This is a genomic window from Ancylobacter amanitiformis, assembly GCF_030814815.1.
GTDB classification, from domain to species: Bacteria; Pseudomonadota; Alphaproteobacteria; order Rhizobiales; family Xanthobacteraceae; genus Ancylobacter; species Ancylobacter amanitiformis.
Map to the genome: position 1 here is coordinate 78323 of NZ_JAUSVR010000005.1, position 24515 is coordinate 102837.

Genomic DNA, 24515 nt, shown 5'->3' on the forward strand with positions numbered 1-24515 from the left:
GCTACAGAGCACCATGCCCCGCTACAAGCTCACCATCGAATATGACGGCACCCCCTTTGTCGGCTGGCAGATCCAGAAGGCGGGCGCGAGCGTGCAGGGCACGCTGGCGGGGGCGGTGACGCGCTTCACCGGCGAGGACGTGACCGTGCACGGCGCCGGACGCACCGATGCCGGGGTGCACGCCACCGGCCAGGTCGCCCATGTCGAGCTGAGCCGGGACTGGCGGCCCGACACGGTACGCGACGCGCTGAACGCGCATCTGCGCCCCCATCCCATCGCCGTGCTGGCCGCCGAAAGGGTGGCGGACGATTTCCACGCCCGTTTCTCCGCCACGGGGCGGCGCTATGTCTACCGCATCCTCATCCGCCGGGCCGATCTCGCGCTGGAGCGCGATCGGGCGTGGCGGGTGCTGCGCCCGCTCGACGCCGCGGCGATGGCGCAGGGCGCGGCGCGGCTGGTCGGAAGGCACGACTTCACCACCTTCCGCGCCATCGGCTGCCAGGCCGCCTCGCCGGTAAAGACGCTCGACCGGCTGGAGGTGGAGACGGTGGCGCAGGATTTCGGCCATGAAATCCGCGTGCATGCGGCGGCGCGGTCCTTCCTGCACCATCAGGTGCGTTCCATGGTCGGCACGCTGCTGAAGGTCGGCGAGGGCGCCTGGACCCCGGACGATGTCAGCGCCGCGCTGGAAGCGAAGGATCGCACGCGCTGCGGCCCGATGGCGCCCTCGGCCGGGCTGTATCTGGCGGAGGTGAGGTATTGAGCACCTCGCCCCCTCTCCCCACGGGAGAGGGCTGGGGTGAGGGGCCTGTGCCGTCGGCTCGGGAAGGCCCCCTCACCCGCCGCCGCGCGGCTCCCTCTCGCCCTCGGGAGAGGTCAAGGCGACGGTACTTCGCGCATCACGGCAGAGGCTTCAGCGCCTCCAGGAATCGCACCGGCGCGCCCTGCGACGGGGTGGTCAGCTCGCCTTCCCACATCACCTTGTTGCCGCGAACGAGCGTGCCGACCGGCCAGCCGGTGACCTCGACCCCGTCATAGGGCGTCCAGCCGGGCTTGGAGGCGATCCAGCCATTGCGGATGATCTCGCGGCGCTTGAGGTCGACAATGGTGAAATCGGCATCAAAGCCGACGGCGATGCGGCCCTTGGTGGCGATGTCGAAGATGCGGGCGGGGCCGGCCGAGGACAGGTCGACGAAACGCTCCAGCGTGAGACGGCCGGCATTCACATGGTCGAGCATCATCGGCACCAAGGTCTGCACGCCGGTCATGCCCGAGGGGCTGTCGGGATAGGGCTTGGCCTTCTCCTCCAGCGTGTGCGGCGCGTGATCGGAGCCGAGCACGTCGACCACGCCCTCGGCGAGGCCGCGCCACAGCGCCGCCTTGTGCCGGGCCTCGCGCACCGGCGGGTTCATCTGCACCAGCGAACCCAGCCGGGCGTACCAGCTCGCATCCATGGTGAGGTGGTGCGGCGTCACCTCGACGGTGGCGACATCCTTCTGGGCGCGCAGATACTCGATCTCCTCCTGCGACGTGACGTGCAGCACGTGCACGCGCTTGCCCTCCTCGCGGGCGAGGTTGACGAGGCGCATGGTGGCGGTGAGCGCGGCGATCTCGTCGCGCCAGACGGGATGGGACGCGGCATCGCCCGGCACCCGCAGGCCCCGGCGCTCCGCGAGGCGCGGCTCGTCCTCGCAGTGGAAGGCGGCGCGGCGGTGGATGACCTTCAGGATGGCGCGCACGCCCGGATCGTCGGCCACCAGCAGCGAGCCGGTGGAGGAGCCGATGAACACCTTGATGCCGGCAGAGCCCGGCAGCCTTTCCAGTTCCGGCAGGTCCTTCACATTGTCATGCGTGCCGCCGACGAAGAAGGCGAAGTCGCAATGCATGCGGCCGCTCGCGCGGGCGATCTTGTCGGCCAGCGCGTCGCCCGAGGTGGTGAGCGGGTTGGTGTTGGGCATTTCGAACACCGCCGTCACGCCGCCCATGACCGCGGCGCGCGAACCGGATTCGAGGTCTTCCTTGTGCTCCAGCCCCGGCTCGCGGAAATGCACCTGCGTGTCGATGACGCCCGGCAGCAGATGCAGGCCCGTGCAATCGAGGGTCTCGCCGGCCTGGCCGGCATCGAAGGAGCCGAGGCCGGCGATGCGCCCGCCGCGTATGCCCACGTCGCGCGCGCCGATGCCGTCGTGATTGACCAGCGTGCCGCCCTTGAGCAGGAGATCGAAGGTTTCAGTCATGCCGTCCTCGCCGGTGGGCCCTCTCACGCGCCTCTCCTACGCGCCCTGTCCGGCCGGATGCAAGAGTCCGGATACAAGAGTCCGGATACACGCGCGCGGTCCGGATACACGGGCGCGGATGGAGCGGGAGGTACTGGCGGCGGCGGGCCGGCGTGATTCAGGCGATCACGTCAGGCGATCGCGAACTCGACCCGCACCGTGGTGCCGCCGGCGCTGCCATAGTCGAGCGTGCCGCCGAGCTGGCTGGCAAGGCTCTGGATGATGCGCCAGCCCAGCCCCTGGCTGGCGGCGAGATCCAGCTGCGCCGGCAGGCCGCGCCCGTCATCGGCGATGGAGACTTCATAGCGGTCCGGCCCGCGCGGCACGACCAGGATGCGGATGCTGCCCGCCCGCCCGTCGGCGAAGGCATGTTTGAGCGAATTGGTGACGACCTCGGCCACCAGCATGGACAATGTGGTGAGCTGGGTGACGCTCAGCGGCAGATCGGGCGTCGTCACCTCGCAGCGTATGTTCTCGACGCCGGAGGCGGCGACCAGATCGCAGCACAGTTCGCGCAGATATTGCCCGGTCGGCAGGTCCAGCCGCTCCGGCGCGTGCAGCTGGCGGTGGATGCGGGCGATAGTATCGAGCCGCGCCCGCGCCTCGTCGAGTGCCGCCACCGCCTGGCCCGGATCGTCGGCGACCCGGCGCTTCTGCAACAGGAGCAGCGCGGCGACGAACTGCATGTTGTTCGCCACGCGGTGCTGCAACTCCTGAAACATGGTGCGCTGGCTCTCATAGAGCCGGGCGGTGGTCTCCTTTTCCGCGCGCAGCTTGTCGGCGGCGCTGAAGGTGAAGTGGATCAGGATGATGTCGATGCTGGCGATGCTGATGAAGAAGGCGAGCGCCATCATCGCCTGGCCGGTCATCTCCATGCCGGTGGCCGGGCCGATGAAGAAATACCAGGAGGCGATGGTGGAGAGCGTGGCGCAGGTGATGCCCGGCCGCAGCCCGCAGAAGAAAGTGGTGAGAATCACCACGGGAAAGAAGGTGAGGAACGGGAAGCCCGGCGGCAGGACCGCGTCCACCGCGAATCGCAGCGCGAGCGCTGCCGCGAACATGGCCACGCCGAACGCATCCGGCAGCCAGCGATGCCGGCGCAGCGGGCGCGCGAACTCCACCAGCCGCCAGAAAAACGCCGGATTGGCTGCCGCCGCCGCAGCGTTTTCAGACATTATGCCACGCCGCCGCGTTATCCGCCGCCGGCAGGGCCGTCGCGAGCGGGATGGTCCCGCGGACGCCGGTCCGTCTCATTGCTAGACCCCTCAAGCGCCCCACCGCATCCGCTAGGCCGGATCGGCCTTGCGAATAATGGCAGACTCTTATCGCGATCGTCACGCCGCTTCTGTGCAGGAGTGAACAAAGCGCCGCGTCGTGCGTTCTGGCTCGGGAAGCCCTGGGGAGAACCTCATGACGCACGCCAGCACGGGATCGCTTTCGGAGCCGGTGGCCAATGCCGCCGAAGCCTCCTCGGGCGGCAACAACCTCATCGGCGCCCTGCGCGCGGCCGATTTCCTGCTGATCCGCCACCAGCTGCGGCGCATCGACCGCGCCGCCGGCACGGTGCTGTATGAGCCGGGCGACGACGTGCGCTCGGTGTATTTTCCCTGCGGCCAGACCCTCGTCTCCTTCATGGTGATGATGGAGGACGGACGCCTGGTCGAGATCACCTCGATCGGCCGCGAGGGGGCCGTCGGCGGCATCGTCTCGCACGGGCGGCTGCCCGCCTATGCCCGCGCCGTGGTGCAGATCGGCGGCCCGCTGCTGCGGCTCGACGTCGCCGACCTCGAACGCGCCAAACAGACCTCGCCGCCGCTCGCCAACCTGTTCGCCCGCTATGCCGACTGCCTGCTGGCGCAGGTGTTCCAGTCGGTCGCCTGCAACGGCGCGCACTCGATCGAGCAGCGCGCGGCCAAATGGCTGCTCGCCGCGCTCGACCGCACCGGCGAGGACAGCGTGCGCCTGACCCAGGACCAGCTTGCCTCGATGCTGGCGGTGGGGCGTTCCTATGTCAGCCGCGTGCTGCAGCACCTGCGCCGCTCCGGCGCGGTGGAGCCCGGGCGCGGGCGGCTGACGGTGCGCGATCCGGAACGTCTCAAGGCGATGAGCTGCGGCTGCCACGACGTGGTGCGCCGGCATTTCGACGACGTGCTGGGCGGCGTCTATCCCACCGGCAACGAGGTATCGGACGGGCCGGTCATCACCCATGGGCCGGCCTTCCGGCCCTGAAGCATTGCCCGTGAATTGCGGTTCACCGGAAATGCTCCAGGTTCCTGGTTTGACGCGTTTTCTTCACGCGAACCGGAACCCATTTCGCTGGAAAACGCCCTGGCTGCGTCACACCAGCCCCGGAAACAGCGCGCGCAGGCTCGCCACCAGCATTTCCATGGCGATGGCGGCCAGCACCATGCCCATGAGCCGCTTGGTCACGCTCATCACGGTGGGCGAGACCACCCGGCCGATGAGGGGCGCGGCAATAAGCGTGGCGGCCAGCAGCAGCAGGAAGGCGACGAGCCCGAGGCCGAGCGCGAGGAACTGCTCGGTCCGCTCGGCGGTATGGGCATAGACGATCAGCGCCGAGATCGTGCCCGGCCCCAGCAGCATCGGGATGGCGAGCGGATAGAACGCCACGTTGCTCGCATTGTTGAAGGTTGCTTTCTCCGCGCTCGACCCGCCATGGGTGGCGCTGTCCTCGCCGTGCAGCATGGAGAGCGCGATCAGCAGCACGATGAGCCCGCCCGCGAGGCGGAAATGATCCACGTCGAGGCCGAAGAAGCCGAGAATGGCATTGCCCGCGAGCACGGATACCAGGCAGCCGACCGCCACCGTCAGGCTGACCAGAATCGCGGTGCGGCGCTGCTCGGCCTCCTTCATGCCCGAGGTGAAGGACAGGAAGATCGGCAGGTTGGCGATCGGGTTCATGATGGCGAACAGGGCGGCGAACACCTTGGCCGCGAAGGCGACATCCATGGCGCTGAAGTCTCCTCCGGGGCGGGTGGGCGCGCGCAGCTTCGCGGCCCCTCGTTCCTCGTAGCAGGGACGGGGCGCTGCGGGGAACCCACCCGGGGCACCGCCCGGAAGCATGTATGAAGCGCGCGGGATGAAACGCACGGGATGAAACGCGTGGGATGAAACGCGTGGGATGAAACGCGTGCATGGCTCCTGCGCCGCGGCGGGCCTTGTGCCGCCGCCCGCGCCGTGGCATGCGCGGGGCATGCAAACAGACACCGTTCCGCCCGGAATCCTGCCACCCGTCATCACCTCCTTCGCCGCGCTCGCCCCGCGCTACGACGTTGTGCTGTGCGACGTATGGGGCGTGCTTCACAACGGCGTGGTCGCCGCTGCCGCCGCGTCCGACGCGCTCATCCGCGCCCGGGCGGCCGGCGCCACGGTGATTCTGGTCTCCAACGCGCCGCGCCCGCGCGACGGGGTGGCGAAGATCCTCGACGGGTTCGGCGTGCCGCGCGCCGCCTATGACACGATCGTCACCTCCGGCATGGTGACGAATCGGCTGCTCGCGCGACATGCCGGCGCACGGTTCTGGCATCTGGGCCCCGAGCGCGACCTCGGCATCTATGACGGGCTCGACCTGACCTTCGCCGGGCTGGACGAGGCCGAGTTGATCGTCTGCACCGGCCTGTTCGACGACACGGTCGAGACACCGGAAGACTATGCCGACCGGCTGAAAGCCGCGCGGGCGCGCAACCTTCCCTTCATCTGCGCCAACCCGGACATCGTGGTGGAGCGCGGCGGCGATCTCATCTGGTGCGCCGGCGCGCTGGCCGAGGCCTATGCGGCCCTGGGCGGCGACGTGGTGTTCTGCGGCAAGCCGCACCGGCCGATCTACGAGACGGCGCTGGCCACCGCGCGCGAGCTGCGCGGGGCCGAGACGCCGGCCGGCCGGGTGGTCGCCATCGGCGATGCGCTGCGCACGGATCTCGCCGGCGCGCTCGGCGTGGGCATCGACTGCCTGTTCGTCGCCGCCGGCATCCATGCAGGCGAACTCGGGCTGGAACACGGCGCCGAAGTGGACCCGAAGGCGCTGGCGCGCCTGCTAGCCGACGGGCCCGGCCAGCCGGCGGCCGTCACCACCCGCCTCGCCTGGTAAGGCGGTCCGTCGTCAGGGCATGGTCCGTGCGCAGCCGCATTGACGCCGACGCCCGGCAGCGCCACTAAGGCGGCGCGCCCGTCCCCTCGTGCCGTGTCCGGACATGACCCACGCTGCCGCCCGCCCGCATGATTTCCCCATCTTCCAGGATCCTGCGGGATTGCCCGCCGCCCTGGCCCGGCCGGTCGTCGCCATCGGCAATTTCGATGGCGTGCATCGCGGCCATCGCGCGGTGATCGGCACCGCGATCGACCAGGCCCGCTCCTTCGGGCGGCCGGCGCTGGCGCTGACCTTCGAGCCGCATCCGCGCGCCTTCTTCCGGCCGGACGAGCCGATGTTCCGCCTCACCCCGCCGCCGATGAAACTGAAGCGCCTGGCGCAGACCGGGCTCGACGGCGCCGTGGTGCTGACCTTCGACGCCGGGCTCGCCGGCCTCGATGCCGAGACCTTCGTCAGCGAGATCCTGCTCGGCCGGCTCGGCGTCTCCATGGTGGTCGCCGGCTATGATTTCCATTTCGGCAAGGGGCGCGGCGGCTCGCCGAGTTTCCTGCGCGAGGCCGGCCACCGCCACGGCTTCCCGGTCGAGATCGTCGCGCCGCTGCTGGATGAGGGGGCGCAGATTTCCTCCAGCGCCATCCGCGCGGCACTGGCGCAGGGCCGGGTCGAACAGGCCGCCGACATGCTCGGCAGCCCGTGGGAGATCGAGGCCGAGGTGATCCACGGCGACAAGCGCGGGCGCGAACTCGGCTATCCCACCGCCAACATGCGGCTCGATCCGGCGATCCGCCTCGCCCACGGCATCTATGCGGTCACGGTCGAGGTGGACGGCGTGCGCCACAAGGGCGTCGCGAGCTTCGGCCGGCGCCCGACTTTCGACGATGGCGCGCCGCGGCTGGAGAGCTTCCTCTTCGACTTCCACGGCGACCTCTATGGCCGCGTGCTGCCCGTCGCCTTCCATGCCTATCTGCGCCCCGAGCTGAAGTTCGACAGCATCACAGCGCTGATCGCGCAGATGGACATTGACAGCGCGCGGGCGAAGGCGGCGCTGGAGTAGTCGGGTTTCGGCCGAAGAGTCTTTGCGCCGGGTCCCGCGCCGGGTCCCGGCTCTGCGCTCCGCCTGCGGCGTCGCGGGTCCGGGACACGAGGCCATTTCTGTTTGCCGGACGAGGTGCGCGAAGCGCGCCGCCGATCCGGGACCCCGCGCAGAACTCCGCGCAGCGGCCAAGCCGCCTTTCCGCGCCAACCATCTCCGCCCCCATCCCCGCCCTTGCACCGCCTTGCCGCTGCGCTTAAACCGTGCGGCGAGTGAAGGAGTCCGTCATGACGAGCCGCAACAGCGATGGTCGATCCGCGAACGAGCCCGCCGAGGAGGCGAAGGCGCGCGATTATTCATCGACACTGTTCCTGCCGCAGACCGATTTCCCCATGCGCGCGGGCCTGCCCCAGCGCGAGCCGGAACTGCTCGCCCGCTGGCAGCGCATCGACCTCTACGGCCAGCAGCGCGCTCTCGGCGCCGGCCGGCCGCGCTTCGTGCTGCATGACGGCCCGCCCTATGCCAATGGCAACATCCATATCGGCCACGCGCTGAACAAGATCCTCAAGGACGTGGTGGTGCGCAGCCAGGGCGCGCTCGGCCACGATTCCAACTATGTGCCGGGCTGGGACTGCCACGGCCTGCCGATCGAGTGGAAGATCGAGGAACAGTACCGCGCCAAGGGCAAGAACAAGGACGAGGTGCCGGTCGTCGAGTTCCGTCAGGAATGCCGGGCCTTTGCCGCCAGCTGGCTCGACATCCAGCGCGAGGAGTTCAAGCGGCTCGGCGTGGAGGGCGACTGGTCGCACCCCTATGCCACGATGAGCTTCGACGCCGAGGCGCAGATCGCCCGCGAGATCATCAAGTTCGCCACCAACGGCCTGCTCTATCGCGGCTCCAAGCCGGTCATGTGGTCGGTGGTGGAGCGCACCGCGCTGGCCGAGGCCGAGGTGGAGTATCACGACCACCAGTCGACCACGATCTTCGTGAAGTTCCCCGTGACCGGCTATCGCGAAAGCGCGGCGACCGCCGGCGGCCTGCCCAAGGGGCTGAAGCCGGCCAGCGAGGCGGACGACATCCACCTGTTCCCCTCCTATGAGGGGGCCTCCATCGTCATCTGGACGACCACGCCGTGGACCATCCCCGGCAACCGCGCCATCGCCTTCTCCAAGGACGTCACCTATGCCGTCTACGAGGTGACGGAGGCGCCGGCCGATAATTGGGCCAAGGTGGGCGAGCATTTCATCCTCGCCGACAAGCTGGCGGCGGACGTGTTCAAGGCCGCGCGCGTCACCGGCTATGAGCGCCACACGCAGGTCGACCCGACCCATCTCGTCTGCGCCCATCCCTTTGCCGGGGCGGCGGGCACGGACGGCTATTTCGACTTCCCCGTGCCCGTGGTGGCCGGCGACTACGTGACCGACGATGCCGGCACCGGCTTCGTGCACATCGCCCCCGGCCATGGCGCGGACGACTTCAATCTCTACATCGCCGAGAAGCTCGGCGACGTGCCGCACACGGTCGGCCCGGACGGGCGCTATTACGACCATGTGCCGCTGTTCGCCGGCCACCGGGTGATGGACGACAAGGGCCGGGATGGCGACGCCAACGAGGTTGTCATCAAGGCGCTGCTCGCCGCCGACCGGCTGCTGGCGCGCGGCCGGCTGAAGCACCAGTACCCGCACTCGTGGCGCTCCAAGGCGCCGATCATCTTCCGCAACACGCCGCAATGGTTCATCGCGATGGACAAGGACATCGCGGCGAGCGACGGCTCCTCCACGTCCGGCGACACGCTGCGGGCGCGCGCGCTCGGCGGCATCGCGCGCGTCGACTGGGTGCCGGCCTCCGGCCAGAACCGCATCACCGGCATGATCGAGAACCGCCCGGACTGGGTGGTGTCGCGCCAGCGCGCCTGGGGCGTGCCGATCGCCGTGTTCGTGCGCGACGCCGGCGACGGCAATGTCGAGATCCTGCGCGACGAGGCGGTCAACCGGCGCATCGCCGACGCCTTCGCCACCGAGGGGGCGGATGCCTGGTACAAGGACGGCGCCGCCCAGCGCTTCCTCGGCCCGGATCACAGCTCGAACGAATGGCACAAGGTCGACGACATTCTCGACGTCTGGTTCGACAGCGGCTCCACCCACGCCTTCACGCTGGAAGTGCGCGAGGATTTGAAGGTGAACCGCGCGTTCCAGGGCGGGCCGGACCGGGTGATGTATCTGGAAGGCTCGGACCAGCATCGCGGCTGGTTCCACTCCTCGCTCTTGGAGAGCTGCGGCACCCGCGCCCGCCCGCCCTATGACGTGGTGCTGACGCATGGCTTCGTGCTCGACGAGCAGGGCCGCAAGATGTCGAAATCGGTCGGCAACGTCGTCGCCCCGCAGGAGGTGATCAAGTCCTCCGGCGCCGACATCCTGCGCCTGTGGGTGTGCGCCTCCGACTATTCCGACGATCTGCGCATCGGCCCGGAAATCCTCAAGACCACGGTCGAGACCTATCGCAAGCTGCGCAACACGTTGCGCTGGCTGCTGGGCTCGCTGCACCATTACCGCGAGGCCGAGCGCGTCGCCTATGCCGACATGCCGGCGCTGGAGCGCATGGTGCTGCACCGGGTGCATGAACTCGACCGGCAGGTGCGCGAATCCTATGCCGCGTTCGACTTCAAGCGCGTGCACGCGGCGCTGTCCTCCTTCATGACGACCGAGCTGTCCGCCTTCTATTTCGACGTGCGCAAGGACGCGCTCTATTGCGACCCGATCTCCTCGGTGACGCGCCGGGCGTGCCTGACTGTGCTGGACGAGGTGTTCAACCGCCTCGTGCTGTGGCTGGCGCCGATCCTGCCTTTCACGGCCGAGGAGACCTGGCTCGCCCGCTTCCCCTCCGAGACGGATTCGGTGCATCTCCAGCTCTTCCCGCAGACGCCGGCCAAGTGGCGCGACGAGACGCTCGCCGACGAGTGGCGCAAGATCCGGCTGGTGCGCCGCGTGGTGCTCGGCGCGCTGGAAGTGGAGCGCGCCGCCAAGCGCATCGGCTCCAGCCTGGAGGCCGCGCCGGTCATCCATGTCAGCGACGCCAACCTGTTCGCGGCGGTGAGCGCGGTGGATCTGGCGGAGGTATGCATAACCTCCGACGCGCACCTGATGCCGGATGCCGGGCCGAAGGAGGCGTTCCGCCTGCCGGACGTGCCGGGCGTCGCGGTGGTGCCGGCCAAGGCGGTGGGCGAGAAATGCGCCCGCTCCTGGAAGATCTCGCCGCTGGTCGGCAGCGATCCGGAATTCCCCGACGTGACGCCGCGCGACGCCATGGCGCTGCGCGAGCTTGCCAATGCCCGGCGCGCCGCCGAATGACACCGTCGCATCGCGCCCCGTGAGGTTCTCCGCATGAAGCTGCGCCTCGCCGGGCTACGTCTGACCGGGCCGCTCTCGCTCTATGGCGGCGCCTTTGCGCTCGCCGCGCTGATGATCGACCAGGCGTCCAAGCTCGCCGTTCTGCACGGCGTCGATTTCGGCGACGCGGGGATCGTGAGGATCCTGCCCGTCCTCGATTTCGTGCGGGCCTGGAACACGGGCATCAGCTACGGCCTGTTCTCGCAGGGGGCGGATGGCTGGTGGGTGCTGGGCGGGCTCAAACTGGCGGCGGCGGTGCTGTTCTGGTTCTGGCTCGCCCGGGTCGACCGCCGGATCGAGGCGGCGGCGCTCGGCCTGCTGATCGGCGGCGCGCTCGGCAACGCCATCGACCGCCTCGCCTATGGCGCGGTGTTCGACTTTGTGTCGCTGCACGCCTTCGGCTTCTACTGGTACGTGTTCAATCTCTCCGACGTCGCGATTGTTGCCGGTGTCGGACTGCTTCTGTATGACTCTTTCCTGGGCGGCGCCGCAAAATTGCCGTCCTGACATGAAGAGTTGACGCTTCGGGACGCGCGTCATGGGAGGCGGGCGAGCCCGTGCCCGATAGGCCCCGTGTTCTACATGCCCGTGCCCGCGCGACTCCCGACGAGCGGGTCTTTCGCGGCAGAAGCAGGAGATGACCGAATGTCGAGACAACCTCTGACAATGCGCGCCGCCCTGCTTTCCGGCGCCTTCTGCGTGGCTGTTCTGGTCAACGGGAGCCCTGCTTTCGCCCAGGAAGACAATTTCACCGAGCAGTTGCTGACCAATCTCGGCCTCGTCGCCGCGCCGCCGCCGGATATCGATTATCGCGAGCGCGCGCCGCTGGTGGTGCCGCCCACGGGCGAGACGCTGCCGCCCCCGCGCGCGGCCGACGCCATCACCCAGAACCCGAACTGGCCGAAGGACGACGACATCAAGAAGCGCGCCGATGCGCAGAAGGTCGCCAGCAAGCCGACCAGCTTCAACGACCGTGACGCGACCCGCGCCCTCACCCCGGCCGAGATTGCCACCGGCACCAATCCGAACGCCAACAACATCACCACCAAGCCCGGCCTCGTGGCCGAGAACAATGCGCAGCGGCAGGACTGGCTGAAGCCGACCGGCGGCCTCGGCTTCCTCGGCTGGGGCAGCAAGAAGGAAGAGAAGCCGATCGCCTTCGCGGGCGAGCCGGAGCGTCAGACGCTGACCGACCCGCCGGTCGGCTATCAGACGCCGGCATCGAGCGCCGCCTATGGCACGGTTGCCGAGCGTCCCGAGGAGAGCGTCTGGCAGTTGCCGGACTGGTTCGACCGCTCGCAGAAGAACAATACTCGCAACTGACCCGCGGCTGGCCGGCTCCGACACTGCCATCGCAGCTGGCCGCAAGGCCATGGCTTGCCAAAGTATGGCCCGCCCAAACGTGGCCCGCCCGAAGCCATGGCCCACCCAAAGCATGGGCCGCCGCAGGGCGGCAGCCTGCCATGGGACGACGCGCGGCGCACGTGCCGCTGCCGTCTGCCGCCGGTGATGCCTCCCGCGCCGGTGGCGACTCACACGGGAGTGATCCGGCCGGCCGTTTTCATCGCTCGATCTGTGGCACACTCTGCCACACGGCGTGTGTCTCCGGTGGATCGCACCGGGGCTGCGCGCCGTCCCTCGTCTTCCGATCCGCCCGTCTGGTCGCGTCCAGCGCGGGAGACGACGGCAGGCCCGATCCGACGATACGACGCGGGTGGACGCGCCCGCGTGCCCGCGCCGATACCGCTGGCGCCGCTTTCTCATCGCGTCGTTCTTGAGGGCGCTATGAGAAAGCGGCGCCTCAATGCGCCCCCCTCGATGCGCCTCCTCTTGGCGCCTGCGCCGACATGTCCCTATATCAGGGACCCAATACGGATATTGTGACCGGAATGGCGTCTCGAACCCTGTCGACTGGAAAGCTGATGTCCGCCGTGATGCTCATCGCCGCCTCCCTCGCCTCGACCAAGGCCGCCGAGGCGGCGGACGTCGCCGAATTCACCCTCGACAACGGCATGCAGGTCGTCGTCGTGCCCGACCACCGCGCGCCGGTCGTCACCCATATGGTGTGGTACCGGGTCGGCTCGGCCGACGAACAGCCGGGCAAGTCGGGCATCGCCCATTTCCTCGAGCATCTCATGTTCAAGGGCACGCAGAAGCACCCGGCGGGCGAGTTCTCGCAGGTGGTCGGCAAGCTCGGCGGGCAGGAGAACGCCTTCACCTCGCAGGATTACACCGCCTATTTCCAGCGCGTCGCCAAGCCGAGCCTCGGCACGGTGATGGCCTTCGAGGCGGACCGCATGACCGGGCTGGTGCTGACCGACGAGGTCGTGCTGCCCGAGCGCGACGTGGTGCTGGAGGAGCGGCGCATGCGCACCGACAACGATCCGGCATCCCAGCTTTCGGAAGCCGCGCAGGCCGCGATGTACGTGAACCATCCCTACGGCCACCCGATCATCGGCTGGGAAGAGGAGATCAAGCAGCTCAACCGCGAGGACGCGCTGGCCTTCTACCGCCGTTTCTACACCCCGAACAACGCGATCCTCGTGGTGGCCGGCGATGTCGAGCCGGATGAGGTGAAGAAGCTTGCCGAAGAGACCTATGGCAAGGTCGAACGCCGCGCCGAGACCGCCGAACGGCTGCGCCCGAGCGAGCCCACGCCGCGCGCCGCGCGCCGGCTCATCCTCGCCGATGCGCGCGTCGGCCAGCCGAACCTGTCCCGCGCCTATCTCGTGCCGTCCTATCGGCAGGCGAAGGAGGACAGCGTCGCGCTCGACGTGCTGGCGCAGGTGCTGGGCGGCGGCTCGACCGGCCGGCTCTACCGCGACCTCGTGGTCGAGAAGGGCTTGGCGGCCAGCGCCGGCGCCTGGTACCAGTCCACCGCGCTGGATGCCACGCGCTTCGGCATCTCGGCCTCGCCGCGACCTGACGTGACGACCGAGGCGCTGGAGGCCGCGCTCGACGAGGCCATCGCCGCGCTGGCCAAGGACGGCCCGGCGGCGGACGAGCTGGAGCGCGCCAAGACCCGGCTGGTCGCCGATGCCATCTACGCCCAGGACAACCAGGCGACGCTGGCGCGCATCTACGGCGCCGCGCTCACCACCGGATCCACCGTCGAGGACGTGAAGATCTGGCCAGACATGGTCAAGGCGGTCACGGCCGACCAGCTGCGCGACGTTGCCCGCCGCTATCTGGTGCCGGCCCGCGCCGTGACCAGCGAACTTCTGCCCGCCGCGGCGGCCTCCGCCTCGTCCGAACCCGCCGCGCCCGGGGCGCCGGAGAAGCGTTCGTGAACCGCGCGCCACGCGGTTCCGCCCGCGCCGGTGCCCAACCGTCCGTGCGCGCCCGGCTCCGGTCGGGGCTCGGCCTCATCCTTTCCGTTCCCGTCCTTTTCGCCACGGCCTTTTTCATCATGAACATCGCTCTCGCGCCCGCCGCCTCCGCCCAGTCCGACACCACGCGTATCCAGCGCGTGGTGAGCCCGGGCGGCATCGAGGCGTGGTTGGTGCACGACAAGACCCTGCCGCTGGTGGCGATGGAGTTCGCCTTCGTCTCCGGCGCGGCGCAGGACCCGGCGGACAAGCCGGGCATGGCGAGTCTCATGACCTCGCTGCTCGACGAGGGCGCGGGCGACCTCGATTCGCGCAGCTTCCAGGACAAGCTGGCGGAGAAGGCGATCGAGCTGCGCTTCGATGCCTCGCGCGATTCGATCGGCGGCTCACTGCGGACCCTCTCGGAAAATGTCGCGCCGGCCTTCGAGCTGACCCGGCTGGCGGTCAATGCGCCGCGCTTCGACGATGAGGCGGTGGAGCGCATCCGCCAGGGCCAGCTGGCAAGCCTGCGCCGTCGGGCGAACGATCCTTCCACGCTGGCCAGCCTTGGCTGGTCGGCGAGGGCCTTCCCCAACCATCCCTATGGTCGCCCGGTGGCGGGCACGCTGGAGAGCGTTCCCACCATCACCCGCGAGGATCTCGCCGCCTTCGCCAAGCGCACGCTGGCGCGCGACAATCTCAAGATCGCCGTAGTCGGCGACATCACGGCCGAAACGCTGGCCCCGGCACTGGACGCCATGTTCGGCGCGCTGCCGGCCAAGGCCGAGCTGACCCCGGTGCCCGACGTGGTGCCGGAGGGCCTCGGCACAGTGGAGGTGAAGACGCTCGACGTGCCGCAGACCTCGGTGGTGTTCGGCGGCATCGGGCTCAAGCGCAACGACCCGGATTTCATTCCCGCCTTCGTTCTCAACCACATGCTGGGCGGCTCGGCCTTCTCCTCGCGCCTGTTCAAGGAAGTGCGCGAGAAGCGCGGCCTCGCCTATTCGGTCTACAGCCATCTCGCCCCGCTTGACCACGCGGCGCTGATTCTCGGCGGCACCGCGACCAAGAACGAACGGGCGGGCGAGGCCATCGACCTCATCCGCGCCGAATATCTCAAGCTGCTGACCGACGGGCCGAGCGAGGCCGAGCTGGACGACGCCAAGAGCTATCTCATCGGCTCCTTCGCGCTGCGCTTCGACAGCTCCGCCAAGGTTGCCTCGCAGCTTCTGCAGATCCAGATCGACAATCTCGGCATCGATTACATCGACGTGCGCAACCAGCTGGTCTCCGCCGTGACGCTCGATGACGTGAAGCGCGTCGCCGCGCGCCTCAAGGCAAATCCGGCGCTGCTGTTCAGTCTGGTCGGCAAGCCGGCCGGGGTCGTGCCGAACGGCGGTTGATTTCCGCTGTTGACGCTGGGTCACGAATCATGCGGCGACGCCGCAGGATGTTCCCCCCGCGCGGGATCGCCTGCTATAAGAGCCCCCGGTCTTGATATCTCGAATGGAAACGGGGTCCGGCGTGGCGACGCGCCGGTAAGCTGACGGTCTTGTCGGTCCTGGGCGGGAGTAGCTGTATGCGTCGAGCTCACATGCGGAACGGAACTTCGGGTGTCACCGGGCACGGCGCCCGTGGCACGGCCATTCGCCTTCGTGCGGCGCTGGCCGCGACAGGGCTGGCATGGCTGCTGGCGGGCTGCGCCGGTGCCGGCACGGGTGGCGGCAATGGCAATGTCGGCCCGATGGGCGTCGGCGGCACGGATGGCCAGGGTCTGTTCGGGTCGCAGATGCAGACCACGACCGTGGCGTCGTCCGGTACCACCACCTCGACCAATCTCTCGCCGGACGACCCGGTCATCCGCGGCTCGGTGTCTCCCACGCCCAAGACGACGGACAATCCCGATTATTCCTGCCCGCTGGTGCAGGTTCGTGGCGGGGCGGGCTCCTGGCAGGTGACGGAGCCGGCCCGGGGCGAGGAGCCGGCCGGCGTGCGCTACCAGGCGACGCTCGGCCAGTTCGCCCGCGAATGCCGCTACACCTCGCCGGACATGACCATGCGCGTCGGCATCCAGGGCCGCGTGCTGCTGGGCGCCAAGGGCGGCCCGGGCAAGATCAACGTGCCGATCCGCCTCGCTTTGCTGCAGGAAGGGCCCGAGCCGAAGTCGATCTGGACCAAGCTCTATTCGGTGCCGGTCGAAATCGGTCCCAACGTGCTGCAGGTCGATTTCGGCCTCGTCGCGGACGACGTGACCTTCCCGCGCCCCGACGCGGCGACGCTGGACAAGTATGTCGTCTATGTCGGCTTCGATCCGCAGGGCGCCACGGCCGCGGACAAGCCGGCCGCCCGGCCGCGCACCTCGCGGCCGAAGCCGGTGCAGAGCGCGCCCGCCCCCAGTGCGCCCGCCCAGACATCGCGTCCCACCACGGCCCCGTCGGCACCCTCCACGCCCGTGGTACAGCAGGCCCCGATCGAAGCGCCGGCCGCGCCCGTGACGGAGGCCCCCGCGACCCCGGCCGCGCCCGCCGCGCCGCAGGCGGCGTCGGGCAGCGGGCAGAACCAATGGATCGGCGCGCCCGCCCCGGCGACCAACACCTTCTCGCAATAGGCGCGCGCGCGACCGTCGAAGCGCCTTTCCCGACACGGGCGACGCCTCAGGCCGCCGCCCGCCCTACCGGACTCCCGGCCCAGCCCGTCCCGGCTCGACTCTCGTCGACTTAGTTCTCGTCGACTTAGTTCTCGTCGACTTAGTTCTCGTCGACATGGCCGCGGCGGATGCGCCGCACCACCAGCCAGATCAGCAGCGCGACGAGCGGCACCGACATCGCGGTGGCGGTGCCGACGTCGTAATGCAGGCCGGCCGCCTCCGCGCGGGCGTGGATGCCTTCCAAGAGATAATGGATCAGGCTGACCACGTAATAGGAGATGGCGGCGACGGAGAGACCCTCGACCGTCTGCTGCAGCCGCAATTGCTGGCGGGCGCGCTTGTTCATGCTGTGCAGCAGATCGCGGTTCTGCTGCTCCAGTTCGACATCGACGCGCGTGCGCAGGAGGTTGGCGGCGCTGGTGAGCTTGACCGAGAGATTGGCCTGCCGCTGCTCGATCGCCTGGCAGGTGCGCATGGCCGGCTGCAGCCGGCGCAGCAGGAATTGCTGCCAGGTCGGATAGCCTGAAATCGGCCGCTCGCCGATCGCCCGCAGCCGGGCCGAGACGATTTCCTCATAGGCTCGCGTCGCGCCGAAGCGGAACAGCGAGGCGGCGGCATCCGCCTCCAGCGCGGCGGCGAGCGAGGTGAGCGCGCCGAGCAGCTTGTTATTGGCGGCCAGTCCCTCGCTCTCGCGCATTTCGCTGGTCAGCGCGCTGAGCTGCTGCTCGCTGCTGGCGACGGTGGGCGCGAGACGCTGCGCCTCCGGCAGGCCCAGCAGAGCGAGGGTGCGGTAGGTCTCGATCTCCAGCAGACGCTGCACCAGCGCGCCGGCCGCATCCGCCGTCATGCCGCGATCGCGCACGAGGATGCGCACGAAGCCGGACGGGTCCGGCTGGAAATCGGTGGCGATCTCCGCGAAGCCGTCCTCCACATCCGAGCGCGCGAGGCTGGCGCGGTCGAACAGCCGGTCGAGCGCCAGCGCATCGGCGGTGTCGGTGGCGAGGTGCACGTCGACCGCGACCAGCAGCGGGCCGGGCTGGGGCACCTGCGCCAGCATCTCGGCAAGACTGCCGGAGGAGGGGTGGAAGGGAAGCCCGCCATCCACCAGATCCTGCGCCGGCAGTTCCCAGGTATAGGTGGTGAATTCGGCGTGGCGCTCCCAGCGCACCACGGCGCCGCCGAAGGACACGCGATGCTGCTTGGCCTCGCGCGCCGGCGCCGGCTGGCCGCGCGCGGTGCACAGCGCGGCAAAGGCGGCGCGGTCGGCCCCGGCCTGGCTGCGGTCCACCAGGAAGGCGGCATGCAGGATGCGGGCGGGCGTCGCCACCGGCACGAAGGGGCGCGCGTGCAGCTCGGCCAGCACGGTCGCGCGCAGCGGATGGTCGTAGAAGGCGCCGGCGCGCGGCAGCATGGGTTCGCCCTTCGCGAGGATAGTCGACGTCACGGCCTGTGCTCCCTGCTTCAAGGCTTGCCCGCGCAAACGCGGCCTGCGCAGCGGAGCCTCTTCGTGAACCCGGGTTCACCAAACAGGCTCCACTATCGGCTTCACGCATGTCTTCACACGAGCCGGTTCTCGCCTCGCTCGAAAATGCCCTGCGCCATAACGTCCCGGCGACAGCCTTCGCGATCGCCCGCGCGTGCAAACCCACCCGGCGAAACGGGAAAATTTACCCATTTCGACCATGCTACCAAATCGACGCCGTCCCCGTCCGGCCGGGCGGGAACCCGCGGCGACCCCAGTCGGTTGCATGGTGGCGGGGCACTGGCAAGCCCGCCGCGCCGACCTGCCGCAGCAGGACCGGTCACACTCTGTTGCCGATTCGCATCAGCCCGGTCGGGATGCTGGAGCGAATCAAAATACGGTTTGCCTTGCCGATCATGGCAGATGCATGAAGTTGAGCGATATTTCGGGAATCGTGACATGACGCCTGCGCGGGCTTGGTTCTTCAGTTTCGTCGCCGTCCTCACCCTGGCTCTCGCCGCCGCCTTTCCGGGCGCCGCCCTCGCCCAGGCGCGCAAGCCCAACGCGGGCAAGGCGCCGGAGGTGCGGGTCTACCTGCTGCGCGGCCTCGCCAACATCTTCTCGTTCGGCATGGATGATCTCGCCACCAAGCTCAAGGCGCGCGGCATCAAGGCGAGCGTGCACCCCTACACCGACTGGCAGACGCTCAGCACGATGGCCATCGAGGAGGCCACCAAGGGCAAGCGCCGTGCGACGCCGGTGATCATCATCGGCCATTCGCTCGGGGCCGACGCGGCCATCTACATGGGCAACAAGGTCGCCGGTGCCGGCGTGCCGGTGCCGCTGGTCGTCACCTTCGACCCCGTCTCGAACGTCACGTCCTCCGGGCGCATCACCCGCGTGCTGAACTATTATCAGACCGGCGGCGCGGGAAAGCGCGTGGCCGGCCCGCGGGTCGAGAATGTCGACCTCGCCGGCAAGGGGCTGACGCATTTCAACATGGAGAAGGCGTCGGACCTGCACCAGCACGTGATCGCGCTGATCGAGCAGCCCGCGCGCCGCACGCCGCGCCGTCCCCGGCCGATCGCTCCGCCCGCCGCCGCGCCGGTCGCCACCCCCGGCGCGCCGGCCGGAAGTGTCGCACCCACCGCCGCCGCCACGCCTGCGCCGCCGGCGACGGAAACCGCCGCCGCGCCCGCCGCCAGCGCCGTCATTCCCGCCGTGATACGCGCGCCGAACTGAGGCGCGCCGATCGACGATCGGGCGGCCGGCACGCTCTGGCCGGAACCATCAGGCCGGCACGACCGAAAATACCACGAATGTGTGCAGCGCGCCGTCTTCCTCGCGCAGCGAGACATATTCCCCCGGCGCGAAGGCATGGTCGGCGAAGCGGTAGCCGGCCTCGTCATCCTCGCTGGTTCCCTCCTCATAATCGAAGACCCACGTCGCGCCCTGCGCGCCGCCGGCGCGGTGCACGAGATGGCCGCTCTCCGGTGCGTCCGTGCCCCAGAAGCGGGTGACGGTGCAGGCCGCGCGCGCGGCCTTCCAGCTCTCGAGATCGATATGGCCGCGCGCGTCGAGCGGCGCGACGAACTCATAGCCGTGGCGGGCGCTGCCCTCGGGAAAGTCCCTGGAGCGCGCCAGATGCAGGCGGATTCGCTGAAGCGCGGTGGCCGCGACGTCGTTCATGCGTGTCTCCTCGTGTCCGGTCGCCGGAACGGGCCGGCAATGTGCCCGCCCGCCGCGACATGATTAGGCGCGGAGGCCGGCCCTCTTCCTTGATGCGCCGCAAGCCCGTTGGTTCCCCGAGCACCGCGCGAACGACGCGAGGACGGGTCACATTCTGCGATGGTCCAGTTTTTTTACCATAGGAAGCGTGCGCGCTTTTCCCTAGAATGGCTCGAAAGCCAGATGCGCGCCGCCAAGAACACGTCGCCAAGAACACGTCGCCGAGAATACGTCGCCGAGAACACGTCGCCGAGAACGCCCCCGATAACGCTCCCGATAACGCTCCCGAGAGCGCCAGCCGGGAACGAGGAGAAACGCCATGTCCGGTCTCGTCATGCCGGCGCCGAAAGCCGACCTGCTGGCCCGCCGGGCGGAGATCGTCGCGGCGCTGCGCCAGATCGTCCCCGGCGAGGGGGTGATCGATACCGAAACCGAGATGCGCCCTTTCGAGAGCGACGGCGTCACCGCCTATCGCCAGTTGCCGCTCGTGGTCGTGCTGCCCTCCACCACGCAGCAGGTGTCGCAGGTGCTGGCCTATGCCAATGCCAACGGCATCCCCGTGGTGCCGCGCGGGGCGGGCACCTCGCTGTCGGGCGGCGCGCTGCCGCTGGCGGACGGCATCCTGCTCGGCATGGGCAAGTTCAATCGCATTCTCGACATCGATTTCGAAAACCGCACCGTGGTCGCCCAGCCGGGCGTGACCAATCTGGGCATCACCACCGCGGTGGCCGATCACGGATTCTATTACGCGCCCGACCCCTCCTCGCAGATCGCCTGCACCATTGGCGGCAATGTGGGGGAGAATTCCGGCGGCGTGCACTGCCTGAAATACGGCCTCACCACCAATAACGTGCTCGGCGTCGAGATGGTGCTGATCACGGGCGAGATCATCCGCCTGGGCGGCAAGCATCTCGATTCCGGCGGGCTGGACCTGCTGGGCGTCATCGTCGGCTCGGAAGGACTGCTGGGCGTGGTGACGGAAGTCACGGTGCGCATTCTCCGGAAGCCGGAGACGGCGCGCGCGGTGCTGCTCGGCTTCCCCTCCTCGGAGGCGGCGGGCGCCTGCGTCGCCGCCATCATCGCCGCCGGCATCATCCCCGGCGGCATGGAGATGATGGACCGCATGATGGTCCACGCGGCCGAGGCCTTTCTGGGCGCCGGCTACCCGCTCGATGTCGAGGCGCTGCTGATCGTCGAGCTGGACGGGCCGGAGGCGGAGGTGAACCACCTGATCGGCCGCGTCGCGGAGATCGGCAACGGGCTCGGCTGCATGACGCTGCGCGCCTCCACCAGCGAGGCCGAGCGCGTCGCCTTCTGGGCCGGGCGCAAGGCGGCCTTCCCGGCGGTGGGGCGCATCTCGCCGGATTATCTCTGCATGGACGGCACCATTCCGCGCAAGGCGCTGCCGCTGGTGCTGAGCCGCATGGAGGAGATGTCGGTCAAATACGGGCTGCGCTGCGGCAATGTCTTCCATGCCGGCGACGGCAACCTGCATCCGCTCATCTGCTACGACGCCAACACGCCCGGCGAACTCGACAAAGCCGAGGCCTTCGGCGCCGATATCCTGCTCCTGTGCGTCGAGGTGGGCGGCGTGCTGACGGGCGAGCACGGCGTGGGCGTGGAAAAGCGCGACCTCATGCCCTCCATGTTCAACGAGGTCGACCTCGCCCACCAGCAGCGGCTGAAATGCGCCTTCGATCCCGAGGCGCTGCTCAATCCCGGCAAGGTGTTCCCGGTGCTGCACCGCTGCGCCGAACTGGGGCGCATGCATGTGAGCGCCGGCAAGCTGCCCTTCCCCGACATTCCCCGATTCTGAGCTCCCCCATGAACCCGCCCGACAGCACGCTCCTCGTCCGCAACGCCACGGTGCTCGTCACCATGGACGGCGCGCGCCGCGAGATCGCGGGGGGCGGGCTGTTCGCGCGCAACGGGATCATCGAAGCCGTCGGGCCGAGCGAAACCCTGCCCGCAACGGCCGATCGCATCCTCGACCTTGACGACCATGTGGTGCTGCCGGGCCTGGTCAATTGCCATCACCATCTCGACCAGACGCTGACGCGCAACCTGCCGGTCGCGCAGAACGTCAACCTGTTTCGCTGGCTCACCGCGCATTACCGGCGCTGGGCGGCGCGCACGCCGGAAGCCTCGCGCACCGCGACGCTGGTCGGCCTCGCCGAACTGGCGCTGACCGGCTGCACCACCTGCTTCGACCACGCCTATGTGTTCCGCAATGGCTGCACGGTCGACGACCAGATCGCGGCGGCGCGCGAGATCGGCCTGCGCTTCATGGTCTCGCGCGGCTCCATGTCGCTCGGGCAGTCGAGAGGCGGCCTGCCGCCGGACGATTGCGTGGAGGCGGAGGAGGACATCCTTGCCGACAGCGAGCGCGTGATCGCCCGCTATCATGACGCCGCGCCCGGCTCGTTGCTGCAGATCGCGCTCGCGCCCTGCTCGCCCTTCTCGGTGACGCCGGAACTGATGCGCGACAGCGCGACGCTGGCCCGCGCCAAAGGCGTGCGGCTGCACACGCATCTGGCCGAGACCATCGACGAGGAACGCTACACGCTGGCGCGGTTCGGCAAGCGCCCGGTCGCCTATATGGAGGAACTGGGCTGGCTCGGGGAGGATGTGTGGTTCGCCCATGCCGTCCACGTCAACGCGCACGAGATCGGCTGCTTCAAGGGCGCGGAGGTGGGCGTGTGCCATTGCCCGTCCTCCAACATGCGGCTCGCCTCCGGCATCGCGCCGGTGAAGGCCTACCGCCGCGCCGGCGTCAAGGTCGGGCTCGGCGTCGACGGCTCGGCCTCCAATGACGGCAACAACATGCTGGGCGAGGCGCGCCAGGCGATGCTTCTGGCGCGGCTGCAGATCAGCCTGCGCCCGCCCGAGGGCCCCGATACCACGCTGTCCACCTCCGATCCCTCGCGCGATGCCGAGTGGATGACCGCCCGCGAGGCGCTGGAACTGGCAACGCTGGGTGGCGCCGCCGTGCTCGGGCGCAGCGATATCGGCGCGCTGGCGCCGGGCAAATGCGCCGATTTCTTCGCGCTCCGGCTCGACGACGTCGCCTTCGCCGGCGGCCTCGCCGACCCGGTGGCCGCCGCCCTGTTCTGCACGCCCGGCCGCGCCGCCTTCACCGTGGTGCACGGCCGACCGATCGTCGCCCATGGCGAGATCGTCAGCATCGACTTGGCCGCCGTCGTCGCCGAGCACAACCGGCATGCCGCGCGGCTGGCCGCGCTTTCGGAGTGACCCCGCCATGAGTGCCGCTACCGCCGCCATGTCCGGCGATCGCCTGTGCCCGCGCGACGAGGCCGATGTCGCCGAGACCGTGCGCTGGGCCGCGAGCGAGGGCCGCACGCTGGATGTCGCCGGCCGCCGCTCCAAGGCCGCACTCGGCCGCGCCATCCAGACCGATTTCACACTGGAACTCGCCGCGCTGTCCGGCGTCACGCTCTATGAGCCGGAGGAACTGGTGCTGAGCGCGCGGGCGGGCACGCCGGTCGCCGAGATCGCGGCGCTGGTCGCCGGCGCCAACCAGATGATGGCGTTCGAGCCGATGGATTTCGGCCCGCTGCTCGGCCAGAAGGCGGGCGCGGGCACGCTGGGCGGGCTGCTCGCCTGCAACCTCGCCGGCCCGCGGCGCCCGAGCGCCGGTGCGGCGCGCGACCACGCACTCGGCATCCGCGCCGTGTCCGGCCGGGGCGAGGTGTTCAAGGCCGGTGGGCGAGTGGTGAAGAATGTCACCGGCTACGACCTGCCGCGCGGCCTCGCCGGCTCGCATGGCACCTTCGCCGCCTTTACCGAGATCACCATCAAGGTGTTGCCGCGCCCCGAGACGGTGGAGACGCTGCTCATCCTGGGTCTCGACGACGCCGCCGCCGCCGGCGCCATGAGCGCGGCGGTCGGCTCCTATTATGACGTGTCCGGCGCCGCCCATGTGCCGGGGGATGTCGCGCAGACCCTTCCCGCCCTCGCCGGCATCGGTCGCGCCGTCACCGCGCTGCGGCTGGAGGGGGTGCAGCCCTCCATCCTGCACCGGCGCGGCAAGCTGGAGGCGTTGCTGCGCGCGCGGGGCGAACTCGCCTTTCTCGATGCCGACGCCTCGCGGGCGTTCTGGCTGGCAATCCGCGATGTCCTGCCCTTCGCGGCCTCGGGCGGGGGCGAGGTCGGGGGCGAAGTCGGGGGCGAAGTCGGCGGGGCCACCGCGCGGGCGGAGAGGGATGCCCGCGTCATCTGGCGCGTCTCGGTGGCGCCGATGGCGGGGGCGCGGATCGGCGCGGCGGTCCGCACGGTCGGCGGGCGCTGCTTCTATGACTGGGCCGGCGGGCTGGTCTGGATCGAGATGCCTTGCACGGAGCCGCAGGCGTCGCTTGTCCGGCAGGCAGTGAGCGCGGCCGGCGGCGGGCACGCCACGCTGATCCGCGCCGCCGCCCCGGTGCGCGCGGCGCAGGAGGTGTTCCAGCCGCTCGACGCGATCACGGGGGCGCTGGTGAGGCGCATGAAGAGCGGCTTCGACCCGGCGGGGGTGCTCAGCCCCGGCCGCATGTATGCGGGGATGTGAGCG

Annotated in this window: 19 protein-coding genes; 14 read left to right on the forward strand and 5 right to left on the reverse strand. The window is 69.6% G+C overall.

Annotated features, from left to right (window positions below):
• Positions 1-13: 13 nt before the first annotated feature.
• Positions 14-763: a tRNA pseudouridine(38-40) synthase TruA gene (gene truA, locus QOZ99_RS09615; protein WP_306889756.1), complete on the forward strand. Its 750-nt coding sequence runs from the start codon at positions 14-16 to the stop codon at positions 761-763.
• Between the two features lie 136 nt (positions 764-899).
• Here truA and QOZ99_RS09620 read toward each other — a convergent pair whose 3' ends face one another.
• Together QOZ99_RS09620 and QOZ99_RS09625 are read right to left on the reverse strand one after the other, a co-directional pair.
• Positions 900-2237 (reverse strand): dihydroorotase, encoded by a 1338-nt coding sequence (locus QOZ99_RS09620; RefSeq protein WP_306889933.1) that lies wholly within the window; start codon positions 2235-2237, stop codon positions 900-902.
• A gap of 170 nt (positions 2238-2407) precedes the next feature.
• Positions 2408-3451 (reverse strand): sensor histidine kinase, encoded by a 1044-nt coding sequence (locus tag QOZ99_RS09625; protein WP_306889757.1) that lies wholly within the window; start codon positions 3449-3451, stop codon positions 2408-2410.
• Positions 3452-3686: 235 nt separating this feature from the next.
• Between QOZ99_RS09625 and QOZ99_RS09630 the strand changes: the two genes are divergently transcribed.
• The gene (locus QOZ99_RS09630) at positions 3687-4505 is read left to right on the forward strand and encodes a Crp/Fnr family transcriptional regulator (protein WP_306889758.1); all 819 of its coding nucleotides are present in this window, start codon (positions 3687-3689) and stop codon (positions 4503-4505) included.
• 108 nt (positions 4506-4613) lie between these two features.
• Here QOZ99_RS09630 and QOZ99_RS09635 read toward each other — a convergent pair whose 3' ends face one another.
• Positions 4614-5246 carry a MarC family protein gene (locus QOZ99_RS09635; protein WP_306889759.1) on the reverse strand — a complete coding sequence of 211 codons (633 nt, stop codon included), beginning with the start codon at positions 5244-5246 and terminating at the stop codon, positions 4614-4616.
• A 244-nt stretch (positions 5247-5490) separates the two neighbouring features.
• On the opposite strand from QOZ99_RS09635, the gene QOZ99_RS09640 reads away from it, so the two are divergent.
• The 8 genes from QOZ99_RS09640 (at position 5491) to QOZ99_RS09675 (ending at position 16719) form a co-directional block, all read left to right on the forward strand.
• Positions 5491-6384, forward strand: a complete 894-nt coding sequence (locus QOZ99_RS09640; RefSeq protein WP_306889760.1) for a TIGR01459 family HAD-type hydrolase — start codon at positions 5491-5493, stop codon at positions 6382-6384.
• Positions 6385-6487: 103 nt separating this feature from the next.
• Positions 6488-7438, forward strand: a complete 951-nt coding sequence (locus tag QOZ99_RS09645; protein ID WP_306889761.1) for a bifunctional riboflavin kinase/FAD synthetase — start codon at positions 6488-6490, stop codon at positions 7436-7438.
• Positions 7439-7704: 266 nt separating this feature from the next.
• Positions 7705-10764 (forward strand): isoleucine--tRNA ligase, encoded by a 3060-nt coding sequence (gene ileS / locus QOZ99_RS09650; protein ID WP_306889762.1) that lies wholly within the window; start codon positions 7705-7707, stop codon positions 10762-10764.
• A 33-nt stretch (positions 10765-10797) separates the two neighbouring features.
• Positions 10798-11310 (forward strand): signal peptidase II, encoded by a 513-nt coding sequence (gene lspA / locus QOZ99_RS09655; protein WP_306889764.1) that lies wholly within the window; start codon positions 10798-10800, stop codon positions 11308-11310.
• A gap of 138 nt (positions 11311-11448) precedes the next feature.
• A complete protein-coding gene (locus tag QOZ99_RS09660; RefSeq protein ID WP_306889765.1) occupies positions 11449-12126 on the forward strand; it encodes a hypothetical protein in 678 nt (225 codons plus the stop codon).
• A gap of 599 nt (positions 12127-12725) precedes the next feature.
• Positions 12726-14093, forward strand: a complete 1368-nt coding sequence (locus QOZ99_RS09665) for a M16 family metallopeptidase (RefSeq protein WP_306889934.1) — start codon at positions 12726-12728, stop codon at positions 14091-14093.
• A 119-nt stretch (positions 14094-14212) separates the two neighbouring features.
• On the forward strand, positions 14213-15514 hold the full coding sequence (locus tag QOZ99_RS09670) for a M16 family metallopeptidase (protein WP_370876833.1): 1302 nt from the start codon (positions 14213-14215) through the stop codon (positions 15512-15514).
• A 191-nt stretch (positions 15515-15705) separates the two neighbouring features.
• Positions 15706-16719, forward strand: coding sequence for a hypothetical protein (locus QOZ99_RS09675; RefSeq protein WP_306889768.1), 1014 nt, complete (start codon positions 15706-15708; stop codon positions 16717-16719).
• A gap of 139 nt (positions 16720-16858) precedes the next feature.
• Here QOZ99_RS09675 and QOZ99_RS09680 read toward each other — a convergent pair whose 3' ends face one another.
• Positions 16859-18169 carry a DUF3422 family protein gene (locus QOZ99_RS09680; RefSeq protein WP_306889935.1) on the reverse strand — a complete coding sequence of 437 codons (1311 nt, stop codon included), beginning with the start codon at positions 18167-18169 and terminating at the stop codon, positions 16859-16861.
• A 510-nt stretch (positions 18170-18679) separates the two neighbouring features.
• Here QOZ99_RS09680 and QOZ99_RS09685 point away from each other — a divergent pair.
• Entirely contained in the window at positions 18680-19462 is a 783-nt protein-coding gene (locus QOZ99_RS09685; protein WP_306889769.1) for an alpha/beta hydrolase family protein, read from the forward strand.
• A 48-nt stretch (positions 19463-19510) separates the two neighbouring features.
• On the opposite strand, the gene QOZ99_RS09690 is transcribed toward QOZ99_RS09685, so the two are convergent.
• A complete protein-coding gene (locus tag QOZ99_RS09690) occupies positions 19511-19909 on the reverse strand; it encodes a hypothetical protein (RefSeq protein WP_306889770.1) in 399 nt (132 codons plus the stop codon).
• 358 nt (positions 19910-20267) lie between these two features.
• Here QOZ99_RS09690 and QOZ99_RS09695 point away from each other — a divergent pair, with 358 nt between their 5' ends.
• From QOZ99_RS09695 to QOZ99_RS09705, 3 genes are read left to right on the forward strand one after another with little or no spacing between them, the layout of a single operon-like run.
• On the forward strand, positions 20268-21764 hold the full coding sequence (locus tag QOZ99_RS09695; protein ID WP_306889771.1) for an FAD-linked oxidase C-terminal domain-containing protein: 1497 nt from the start codon (positions 20268-20270) through the stop codon (positions 21762-21764).
• Between the two features lie 8 nt (positions 21765-21772).
• The gene (locus QOZ99_RS09700) at positions 21773-23200 is read left to right on the forward strand and encodes an 8-oxoguanine deaminase (protein WP_306889772.1); all 1428 of its coding nucleotides are present in this window, start codon (positions 21773-21775) and stop codon (positions 23198-23200) included.
• Between the two features lie 7 nt (positions 23201-23207).
• On the forward strand, positions 23208-24512 hold the full coding sequence (locus QOZ99_RS09705; RefSeq protein WP_306889773.1) for an FAD-binding protein: 1305 nt from the start codon (positions 23208-23210) through the stop codon (positions 24510-24512).
• Positions 24513-24515: the final 3 nt, after the last annotated feature.

Coding starts and splice junctions, on each gene's coding strand:
- QOZ99_RS09690 (WP_306889770.1), bottom strand. CDS start 19,909: ATGAACGACGTCGCGGCCACCGCGCTTCAGCGAATCCGCCTGCATCTG.
- ileS (WP_306889762.1), top strand. CDS start 7,705: ATGACGAGCCGCAACAGCGATGGTCGATCCGCGAACGAGCCCGCCGAG.
- QOZ99_RS09625 (WP_306889757.1), bottom strand. CDS start 3,451: ATGTCTGAAAACGCTGCGGCGGCGGCAGCCAATCCGGCGTTTTTCTGG.
- QOZ99_RS09665 (WP_306889934.1), top strand. CDS start 12,726: ATGTCCGCCGTGATGCTCATCGCCGCCTCCCTCGCCTCGACCAAGGCC.
- QOZ99_RS09620 (WP_306889933.1), bottom strand. CDS start 2,237: ATGACTGAAACCTTCGATCTCCTGCTCAAGGGCGGCACGCTGGTCAAT.
- lspA (WP_306889764.1), top strand. CDS start 10,798: ATGAAGCTGCGCCTCGCCGGGCTACGTCTGACCGGGCCGCTCTCGCTC.
- QOZ99_RS09640 (WP_306889760.1), top strand. CDS start 5,491: ATGCAAACAGACACCGTTCCGCCCGGAATCCTGCCACCCGTCATCACC.
- QOZ99_RS09630 (WP_306889758.1), top strand. CDS start 3,687: ATGACGCACGCCAGCACGGGATCGCTTTCGGAGCCGGTGGCCAATGCC.
- QOZ99_RS09680 (WP_306889935.1), bottom strand. CDS start 18,169: ATGCTGCCGCGCGCCGGCGCCTTCTACGACCATCCGCTGCGCGCGACC.
- QOZ99_RS09675 (WP_306889768.1), top strand. CDS start 15,706: ATGCGGAACGGAACTTCGGGTGTCACCGGGCACGGCGCCCGTGGCACG.
- QOZ99_RS09695 (WP_306889771.1), top strand. CDS start 20,268: ATGTCCGGTCTCGTCATGCCGGCGCCGAAAGCCGACCTGCTGGCCCGC.
- QOZ99_RS09700 (WP_306889772.1), top strand. CDS start 21,773: ATGAACCCGCCCGACAGCACGCTCCTCGTCCGCAACGCCACGGTGCTC.
- QOZ99_RS09645 (WP_306889761.1), top strand. CDS start 6,488: ATGACCCACGCTGCCGCCCGCCCGCATGATTTCCCCATCTTCCAGGAT.
- QOZ99_RS09705 (WP_306889773.1), top strand. CDS start 23,208: ATGAGTGCCGCTACCGCCGCCATGTCCGGCGATCGCCTGTGCCCGCGC.
- QOZ99_RS09670 (WP_370876833.1), top strand. CDS start 14,213: ATGAACATCGCTCTCGCGCCCGCCGCCTCCGCCCAGTCCGACACCACG.
- QOZ99_RS09660 (WP_306889765.1), top strand. CDS start 11,449: ATGTCGAGACAACCTCTGACAATGCGCGCCGCCCTGCTTTCCGGCGCC.
- QOZ99_RS09635 (WP_306889759.1), bottom strand. CDS start 5,246: ATGGATGTCGCCTTCGCGGCCAAGGTGTTCGCCGCCCTGTTCGCCATC.
- QOZ99_RS09685 (WP_306889769.1), top strand. CDS start 18,680: ATGACGCCTGCGCGGGCTTGGTTCTTCAGTTTCGTCGCCGTCCTCACC.
- truA (WP_306889756.1), top strand. CDS start 14: ATGCCCCGCTACAAGCTCACCATCGAATATGACGGCACCCCCTTTGTC.